Below are 8,734 nucleotides of genomic sequence, written 5' to 3'. Positions count from 1 at the left end.
TTGCGACCCCTGGTCCCCCAGACATAGCCATTTTGTTGTTAACTAACAGTAAGTTAATGGTTATGAAAGGAGGAGTATTAGGGTTTGCACGCTTATTGCACGTTTGTTTGATTCGGTTTATGGCAATATCGTTTTTGTTCTATTGCTTTTGTTATAACTTCTTCCAGATAAGATTCACCAATATCACAAAAATCATTGATGAATTTATGATCATTAATGTAAAAATTCCCTTTCCTGAATGTTTTTAGTTGAATAGAGGGATTGAAAGTAATAAATGAATACATTTCTTGCTCTTCTAGTTTTTTGCTTTTATCCTTCTTGAAATTTGCCGAATTGTGAATGATTAAGTTTCTAACTTTACCGTAATTTTTTATTGTAACCCATTTCTGATTTAAGCTAGTTAGATCAAGTTCAACTATTTTCTCGATATATTTTCGATATTTATCAATACCTCCTATTCCTTTAAAATCACTTAGTGTTAATTGATTATCATTTTGTAAATATTCACATATTCTATGGAATGAACTTTCAAATAAGGAGAATGTCGTAATGAATGTTGAATTCATTAAAAGTTCTATATATGTATCCTGATATTTTATTATATCATCGATATGGAATTCAATTATTTCTTGTTCATCATCAGGATGAGAAACTTTTTTAAGTTCACAACTTATGTGTTCACTAAGTTTCTCTTGCTTAGACTTAATTAAATCTTTAGTATCATTCAAATAATCCCTAATCTCTGAAAATTCATTTTTTAAATATGTTTTGTAAAAAGCTAAGCCATTAATGTTTTTAAACTTATTCATTTATGTGAGTGTTATTTAGAGAAAGTAAAAAAAGTTTACATAGACTGTCCCTTTTATTCCGTTATAGAATATTTTAAGCAATCTTAATCAATTAGATTTTGATAAATCTAATAATCACGATAGCTGAAATTATAAAAAGGATTGGTTACATAGTAATAATCCAATTGTTTGAAATCTTGGTCTTAAGTAGTTTAATAAATACTATTACCTGAACAATCGTAGGGAATACATCTTTTAAGGGAATGTTCATATTTAAGATTAAGATTTTAATTTGTTTTAAATTCAAATATTTTTTTAAAAAAATTCATTTGAGTAATTAGCCAAACAAGAAAACTTGCTAGAAATCCTATGAAAAAACTAATAATATTCTCTTTGTTAGCATCTTGGGTCAGTGTCTTAACAACTGAGTTTGCTTGTTTTTCAGTAAGACTTGAAAGGTTTTTATAATATTCGATTTGTTCTATTAAATTGGACTCTCTCTTTTGAATATCTTCAAGTTTTTGATTTTTAGCATCAAGTTCTTTTTCTATTTCGGAAAATATTTTATTGATATTGTGAGATTCATTAGTAATTATATCATCAATCTCATTAAACTTCATTTTTACATTATCTATACTGTTCTCTATTAAATCTAAATTGATCGCATCCGATTTAGTGTTGTTGAGATCTAACATGTTTGTCCCCATTAATATGAATCCAATTAAAGATATCAATAATGATGTTAATAGTGAACTAGTAGGAATTGTGTCTTTTAATTGAATGTTTGTGAACTCTTGCAAGTAGTAATATATTGCAAGTGAGACGCTTGATAAAGCAGAAATGATTGAACTATAAATCCAGTATGGGGGGACATCATTTTCAAAGAAGAATAATATTCCATTGTTTGTAAGAGTGATAACCAAAAGGATGAGTAATGCGATAAGAGGTTTTTTTAGTGTCTCTCCTTGTTTTAATCTAGTTATAAAATAGATTAAGTAAGATGTAAGGATGACTATTGTAGACCCTAATATTAAATTGAAATTACTCATAAGTTTTTTAAAAGAACTTTTTGATTGCCCCCAGAACGGTGAAGACTTTTAGTATAGATGTCTTTTTTACTTCGTTCTCGTCAAATTCATTTGTGTTGATAGGAACAAGTCTATAGTTATTCTCGTTGTTTGATTTTCGAATGATTTTGATTGTTCGTAGATGGTTGGTAACTACTGCATATATTTCTCCAAATAATATATTTTCTTCCCAGTCAGTCAATTCTTTTATAGCTATTATATCACCATGGTTTATTTTTTCAGCCATTGAATTACCTGTGACGTTGCACCACAACTGAGCATCTTTAAAAGGTGCAAAAACTATGTTGTGATCAGGAAGCAAAGTTTGATTATTAAAGATTGCATTAAACCCACCAGAAAAATCAACATCGTAATACGGTACACCAACTTCGCTTTCAGGACTAACACTTGGACTTATATTATTACTCCCTTTTTCTTCTTCATTTAAGAGCATTTTCCCCTCACCTGTTATCAACCAAATGGGATTTATATCGGAATATGTTGCGATAATTTTAGCTACGACTACATCTGTCACAGTAGATTTCAATTTATCAGCATCTAGGAGTCCTCTCTTAATACCAGTTTCCTTAAAAAATAAGGCTTTGCTAATATTCTTACGTTCAATAAGTTCTATGATTCTTTCTTTTGTTGTTGCTAAAATCATCGCGAATAATTTGTATAGGTGCGAACATCTTCGCTATATTTGCGAAGAATTAATCAATCAATAATATCAAAGATATGAAAAATACGGAAACACAGTTAACAAAACGTGCATTAGCACCTGTTATGCGAGCAATGGCAATCGGGGAGGTTGAAAAGTACCCTAAGTCACAGTATCGATCAATAAGTGTGACAGCAAGTAATCTAACTATAGAAGAAGGAAAGAAGTTTTCGAAGAGAACTATAGATAATATAATTGAAGTTAAAAGAATAGCCTAAAATATTTTTGAACCATGACAAAACCAGAAATAGTTTGCGATTTAAATCAAAAGAAATGGTTGAACCTACAAGAAGCTGCTGCGTATTTGGGATTTGGCTCTAAGGACACCTTTCAAAATTGGAGGGAAGGCGTACAGGTAAGTTCACGAAGTAAAAAGATGATTTTTCTTAAGTTCTATAAAACTGGAAAGAACATCGTTTACAAACGAACTGATATTGACAATTTTCTTGAAGAATATCAAAAGGGGAAAATAGCCTAACCCTTTAACCACAAACCCAAAAGATAACCCAATGAAAAAAGTTGTAAGAATCCTTTTGCTATGTATGGCACTAGGAGCATTAATAGCAGTCTTAAGTGGTGCTTATTACCATTTATTTTTTTTAGCGGTTTACCTGTATTTGCAATCGCTTTGTGTTTCACCTAAACAAGTAAAAGCATGACCCAAATTATTAAGAAAATAGGTATCCATCCCAATTTAATCACAGCAATAGGCTTAATCTCGCTAGCTGTATTTATCCACGCTATGATAACAGGTGATTTTTTGACAGCTCTTATAGTTCTAATGCTAACGGCAATCTTATTTGCTGTTTTAAAAACAAAATAAAAGAATATGAACACGATTCTATTATTGTCTTTCTGCTTAGTACTGAATGTTATCATGGGGATTAAGTCATATAGAGAAAAGTGGTATAAGCTTGCTTGTCTTAATTGGACTCTTGCAGGTTTTGGTTTATGCCTTGTATTAGAAAGAGCTGAACAAAATTTTGAAGTCCTAAGTGCATTAAGCCAAAGTATATTTTAAAAATCAGAAAAACATGACCCATAATTTAAAGATTCACCCTGAATATTTCTTAGAAGTACTAACTGGAAATAAACCTTTTGAAGTCCGAAAAAACGATAGAAATTTTAAAATAGGTGACACCTTAATTTTGCAAGAATATTGCCCAAATGAAAAAGAATTCACTGGTGATTTGTGCGCTCGAAAAGTAAGCTATATCCTAAAGGGAGAAAACTTAGGGATTGAAAAAGGCTATGTCGTTTTAGGACTACAAAATGAACTTTTAAATAAGCCTTGGGTTCCTGATTTCATAAGTGATTCAGAATAAAACACGCAAATAAAAAGGGTACGAATACACAGGTTTATTAAAGCCTGTTTTTTTTTGAAAATTGCTCCAAAAAGCAAAGAAAAACGCACGTTTTTAGGGTACGCATACACCGACATTTTAAGACTATTAACTCCCCACTTTTTTACACTCTTCACCAATTGATTGACTTTATCAGCATAGAACTTATGGATTTTGATTTTAGACTTTGGGAAAACGACCTAAAGCTAGATTTTACCGTAGTGAAAGATTGCCGATCAAAAGAAGAAATTGGAAGTAAGAAAGCCAATTACAGAGGTTTAAACTTTATAATAGAACCTTTGGGCAAAGTAAAAATCAAAGGCTCAATTCATAAATACTACAACGAAGGCTATAATAATGCAACTCGTTTTACCTACGATGATTTTCAGGAAGCTGTAAACCAATTAGCTGAATTTGGAGTGAAGCCCGAAACAGCTATTCTAAGAGGTTTCGAACTAGGTTTAAACTTAGATACTACCGCCTGTAAGATTGATAACAAAACCTTTCTTGATAGTATTCTTTATTGCAGAGGTGCTGAACGTTCCGATATGGAAATAAACGGAAAGATGGGTTTAGGCTACACCTACAAAACCACCAATACCAAATACAAGTTTTACGACAAATCGGCACAAGCCAAAATTCAAACCTCTGAATTGTTGAGAATTGAAACAAGCTTTAACCGTATGAGAGCCGTTGAGAATTATGGCATCACAAGCCTAGCTGATTTACTGGATAAAGAAAAACTAAGCAAGCTCATACTTGATAAGTATTTAAAACCCATAGATGAGACAATCTTCTTTGAATGGGAGCAAATCAAAACGCCTCGCAGATTACCCGCCAAATACAGAAGCAAGTTTAAAGACCTACGTAACCCCGATTGGTGGATTAAAGATGATAGATGCAGAAAAGAACGTAAGCGTAATAAACTACTACTAGAAAAGCTAATCAACCAGTACGCAAAACGAAACATTCAAAATATCCTAAAAGACCTTATATCATTGGAGCTGTCAGCCTTTTCACGCACTAAAAAAGGGGACGATTACACAGAGTTTGAAAGCCTAAATAAATGGAATAAACCCAATCACGCAGCAAAAAAGGGGACGAATACACAAGGTATTGTAAGGTGCGATTCTCACGACCATAGGGAGGGAAAAGAAAAGAAAAAACATTGTCTCATCTGTGGAAAAGAGATTACAGGACAAAAAACAGATTCTAAGTATTGCAACAATCAAAGAAAATGCAGAGACAAAGCCTATAACCTCAAAGTTTCAGAGACCCGAAAGAAAAAGAAGAGTGATAAGGAAAAAGAAATACTAAAGCTCATAAAGGACATAGGAGATAAACTAAGCTTAACCAGAACCACAAACCCCAATAGAAAGAAGACTAAAGGAGTGAAAGCCCGAAAGACTTCTATAATCGTAACTGTAAACGGTAAAAGAAAATATTACCACGGTTCACAAGCTAGGTTTTTCCTCAACGAATTTGAGAAGAAAACAGAATATCATGAAACTAATCCAATACCCGTGTTATGAAACAAATTGTATTAGAAACACTGGAAAGCATCACTAAGGGAAAGCAAGAAGCAAAGCAAAGCCCTGATTTTGTCCTTGATAAAGAATTTAAGGAAGAAATAACCCGAAAGGCTAAAGAAGCTCTTCTCGAACTCTGGAAAGAAAAGAAAGTCAAGTTTGGACGAACAATAAACAACAACTATATAAAACTTCAATAATCAAATTAAGATGGAATACAGAACAATGAACCGAAAAGAGCTTGCATCGGAATTAAGCATTTCTATAAACACTCTTAAGCGAAGAATGGAAAAATATTTAAAGCCTGAATTTATTTATCACATAAAAAATAAATCTCTCCTTTTTGAAAATGAAGTGAAATACATTCATGAGGAATTGACAGGCATAAACAAAAAATGGTAAAAGGTTCAAAAGTAAGGTATAGCCAAAAGCGACCCCGATAAAAAGGCTTTAAAAGATACTTTTCATCTCGAAAACAACACTTTTTGAACCCATTTAAAAAATGACCCCAATAAAGGAAGAATTTAACCTATGGAAAAGAGAATATATAAATACACTCGAATTTCGACAACCGAACAAAACGAAGCCCGACAAGTTGAAGCTTTAAAAAATTACAATGGAAAGCTACTTATAGATAAAATCTCGGGTAAAAGTGCTTTTGCCGATAGACCAGAAGCAAAAAAAATAATTGATGCTACAGAACAAAAACGAGTTTCTGACCTGATAGTTTTAGATGTTGATCGTTTGGGTAGAAATACGCTTGATATTATGCAAACCCTCCATTTTTTTAAAGAGCAAAAGGTTTGTGTAACAATACACCGTTATGGGTTAAAAAGCTTTGTCGATGGAAAAGCAAATCCAACATTTGAATTAATAACTAATATTCTTTCAACATTAGCACAACAAGAAATTGATAGAACAAAAGAAAGACAAAAAGAGGGAATTGCAGAAGCTAAAAAACGAGGTGTCTATAAAGGCAAACCCAAAGGAGCTAAAAACAAAGATAGCGTTTCGCTGGTTGAGAAATACCCGAATGTAAAAGCCTGTTTAGATAGCCGCATGAGCACGGATAAAACAGTAGCTGCAACTGGTGTGAGTAAAAGCACCGTTAAGCGCATAAGAACTGAATATTTTGAAACTAAGAATCAAGATTAATATGAAATATGAGCAATGATAAAGATGAAAAACATAGTTGTTAGAGAAGAAGAATTATCTGCAATAGCAGAAGTGATTATGAAGTCCCCAGGAATGGATAATGAACGTAAACTAATAACTAGAATGTTTAGGCGAAATAAGTATAGCCTTTTTAAGACGTCAAATTCAGATTCATCAAAAGACCGATATCATGCGGCAGATTGCACCTTAAATGAATTTGTGAGAAGAAAAAAATAGATTTAATCACGAAGGTGAAATTTCTAAGTCTGTTTCATTTTAGGGAGTCAATTTGAATACAGCAATTAGGGTTTAAAACAATCAATTTGCTAGGTTCAAGTAAGGGCACACTCTAAAATGAATGCAAATCAGAAAAATAGAATCAAAAGTCACATAAAAGAAATATGAAGTACAGAACAATGAACCGAAAGGAGCTAGCCGCAGAATTAGGTATTTCCATTAATACACTTTCCCGAAGAATGAAAAAACTGAATCCCTCATTTTTAAATCACATCAAAGGCAAATCTCTTCTTCTAGAAAATGAAGTGAAATTCATTCATGAAAGTATTGAATGGAGAAAACCTTGGGAAATTGGAATGAATAGGTAAAATGAAAATTCCCCATTAATAAAAAATCATTAAATAAATAAGCAACTAAAAAAATAGAAAAATGGAATGTGAAATATGTGGAGAATCAATCGAAAAGAAAAGACCCGATAGTCGATATTGCTCATTAGCTTGTATAAACAAAGCAAAACGACTTAGGGCAAAAGAAAGAAGACTTATTGAATTAGATGACACCTATCCCCCTATGGATATAAACAAGCCCGACGAACTAAGAATAAGCCCCAATGCTTCGGCAGAATTAAGAACTATAGAAAGGGAACACTTTGATAAAATTCTAAATCTAAGAACCGATTACGGGGACAAGCTTAGGGATTTAAAGGAATTGAATTTAAAGCAAGAATTTACCATTGAAAAACTAGAGGATAAAATTAGTGATATAAGAGAAAAACACATTAAAGAAATTGCTGAAATCAGGACTAATTCAACAAAAGAAACCGTTGCGGCAATTACACAAATGCCCGCTATTCAATCAGCACTAGGAGCTTTTGCAAGCAAACTGATTCCTAATAGAGAAAATGCTTTGAGCGGTGTTTCAGATCAATTCAATATTCAAGAAAAACAGATTATTGATGCCATTAGAAGAATGCAACCCGATGTACAAGAAAGTTTGGTGCAAATGCTGTATGTTCTCTTTTCAAAATCCCATGAAAAGCAAGTCGAAATATTTAGTTCTTTGCAAGCTTTCATGATGCAACCAGAGGTAGATGATATTTAATCAATTTTCTTGCAATTTCAGCTTATACTTATCAAGCCAACTGGTATTTTAAATTTCGGGCAATTGAGACCCGAGACTCTAAAATATTATTTGGCTTTTGTTATATCCTCCTAAACGGATAAACGATCTAGATCGGAACGGTATAAACACCTCTTAAGAAGCCTTCAAAACACCTTCAATACTTCGTTTAATTTCCTGTATTCCTTAATTTGCCTAGTATAATGAGTATCCTCACATAATAGATCTGTTTTGTTATCTAAAAGGTCAATTGAGTAGGATAAATGATCGATGTAGAAACGAGATAAGTGATCTAGATACGATCGAGATGTGATCTAATCGGAACGGTATAGATAGCCCTTAAGCACCCTTTAAAACACCTCCAATACTTAGTTTTATTTCCTGTGTTCCCTGATTTTCCTAGCAAAATAGGTATTCCCTCCCAATAGAGATGTCTTGCTATCTGAAAGACCGATTAAGTAGGATCAGAGATCGGTCTAAAATCGACATAAGATCTAGATAAGCGATCTAGGTACGATCGGGGTGTGATCAATCAGAACGGTATAAATAGCTCTTAAGAGCCCTTTAAAACACCTCCAATACTCCGTTCCATTTCAAGTGCTGAGATTTGTATTCTTTGATCGGTAATTCTACCTAGTTTAGCCCCTAAAAAGACTGGAGTAAAATTTCAGATTTTAAACAGTTAAATTTAAGGCATGAAAAGACGTTGGACATTAGAAGAAAAAATAGGGATTCTTACTGAGGCAGAAAATGGTAATGTTGTAGAAGTTTGTAG

At 32.7% G+C, this 8,734-nt stretch carries 14 protein-coding genes; 11 read left to right on the top strand and 3 right to left on the bottom strand.

The features are described from left to right. Positions 1 to 92: 92 nt before the first annotated feature. From ABY905_RS10610 to ABY905_RS10600, 3 genes are all read right to left on the bottom strand, one after another. Positions 93 to 809, bottom strand: a complete 717-nt coding sequence (locus ABY905_RS10610) for a hypothetical protein (RefSeq protein ID WP_372643471.1) — start codon at positions 807 to 809, stop codon at positions 93 to 95. Positions 810 to 1,075: 266 nt separating this feature from the next. After that, a complete protein-coding gene (locus tag ABY905_RS10605; protein WP_372643468.1) occupies positions 1,076 to 1,837 on the bottom strand; it encodes a hypothetical protein in 762 nt (253 codons plus the stop codon). 7 nt (positions 1,838 to 1,844) lie between these two features. Further along, entirely contained in the window at positions 1,845 to 2,519 is a 675-nt protein-coding gene (locus tag ABY905_RS10600) for a helix-turn-helix transcriptional regulator (RefSeq protein ID WP_372643466.1), read from the bottom strand. A 74-nt stretch (positions 2,520 to 2,593) separates the two neighbouring features. Between ABY905_RS10600 and ABY905_RS10595 the strand changes: the two genes are divergently transcribed. The 11 genes from ABY905_RS10595 (at position 2,594) to ABY905_RS10545 (ending at position 7,941) form a co-directional block, all read left to right on the top strand. Next, positions 2,594 to 2,794 (top strand): hypothetical protein, encoded by a 201-nt coding sequence (locus ABY905_RS10595; RefSeq protein WP_372643462.1) that lies wholly within the window; start codon positions 2,594 to 2,596, stop codon positions 2,792 to 2,794. 14 nt (positions 2,795 to 2,808) lie between these two features. Further along, the gene (locus tag ABY905_RS10590) at positions 2,809 to 3,054 is read left to right on the top strand and encodes a helix-turn-helix domain-containing protein (RefSeq protein WP_372643459.1); all 246 of its coding nucleotides are present in this window, start codon (positions 2,809 to 2,811) and stop codon (positions 3,052 to 3,054) included. Between the two features lie 177 nt (positions 3,055 to 3,231). After that, positions 3,232 to 3,399 carry a hypothetical protein gene (locus tag ABY905_RS10585; RefSeq protein WP_372643457.1) on the top strand — a complete coding sequence of 56 codons (168 nt, stop codon included), beginning with the start codon at positions 3,232 to 3,234 and terminating at the stop codon, positions 3,397 to 3,399. Between the two features lie 6 nt (positions 3,400 to 3,405). Continuing rightward, a complete protein-coding gene (locus tag ABY905_RS10580) occupies positions 3,406 to 3,597 on the top strand; it encodes a hypothetical protein (RefSeq protein ID WP_372643455.1) in 192 nt (63 codons plus the stop codon). Between the two features lie 13 nt (positions 3,598 to 3,610). After that, a complete protein-coding gene (locus ABY905_RS10575; protein WP_372643453.1) occupies positions 3,611 to 3,901 on the top strand; it encodes an ASCH/PUA domain-containing protein in 291 nt (96 codons plus the stop codon). A gap of 185 nt (positions 3,902 to 4,086) precedes the next feature. After that, positions 4,087 to 5,451 carry a hypothetical protein gene (locus ABY905_RS10570; protein WP_372643451.1) on the top strand — a complete coding sequence of 455 codons (1,365 nt, stop codon included), beginning with the start codon at positions 4,087 to 4,089 and terminating at the stop codon, positions 5,449 to 5,451. Next, positions 5,448 to 5,648 carry a hypothetical protein gene (locus tag ABY905_RS10565; RefSeq protein ID WP_372643448.1) on the top strand — a complete coding sequence of 67 codons (201 nt, stop codon included), beginning with the start codon at positions 5,448 to 5,450 and terminating at the stop codon, positions 5,646 to 5,648. Before ABY905_RS10570 ends, ABY905_RS10565 begins: the two co-directional genes overlap by 4 nt. 10 nt (positions 5,649 to 5,658) lie before the next feature. Next, positions 5,659 to 5,850 (top strand): helix-turn-helix domain-containing protein, encoded by a 192-nt coding sequence (locus ABY905_RS10560; RefSeq protein ID WP_372643445.1) that lies wholly within the window; start codon positions 5,659 to 5,661, stop codon positions 5,848 to 5,850. A gap of 129 nt (positions 5,851 to 5,979) precedes the next feature. Then, the gene (locus ABY905_RS10555; protein WP_372643442.1) at positions 5,980 to 6,603 is read left to right on the top strand and encodes a recombinase family protein; all 624 of its coding nucleotides are present in this window, start codon (positions 5,980 to 5,982) and stop codon (positions 6,601 to 6,603) included. 401 nt (positions 6,604 to 7,004) lie between these two features. Continuing rightward, on the top strand, positions 7,005 to 7,208 hold the full coding sequence (locus tag ABY905_RS10550) for a helix-turn-helix domain-containing protein (RefSeq protein WP_372643440.1): 204 nt from the start codon (positions 7,005 to 7,007) through the stop codon (positions 7,206 to 7,208). 61 nt (positions 7,209 to 7,269) lie between these two features. Next, positions 7,270 to 7,941, top strand: a complete 672-nt coding sequence (locus ABY905_RS10545; protein ID WP_372643438.1) for a hypothetical protein — start codon at positions 7,270 to 7,272, stop codon at positions 7,939 to 7,941. Positions 7,942 to 8,734 lie beyond the last annotated feature (793 nt).

The sequence above is a fragment of the Ancylomarina sp. genome (assembly GCF_041555295.1).
Classification (GTDB): domain Bacteria; phylum Bacteroidota; class Bacteroidia; order Bacteroidales; family Marinifilaceae; genus Ancylomarina.
This window is presented reverse-complemented; position numbering and strand designations above follow the sequence as displayed.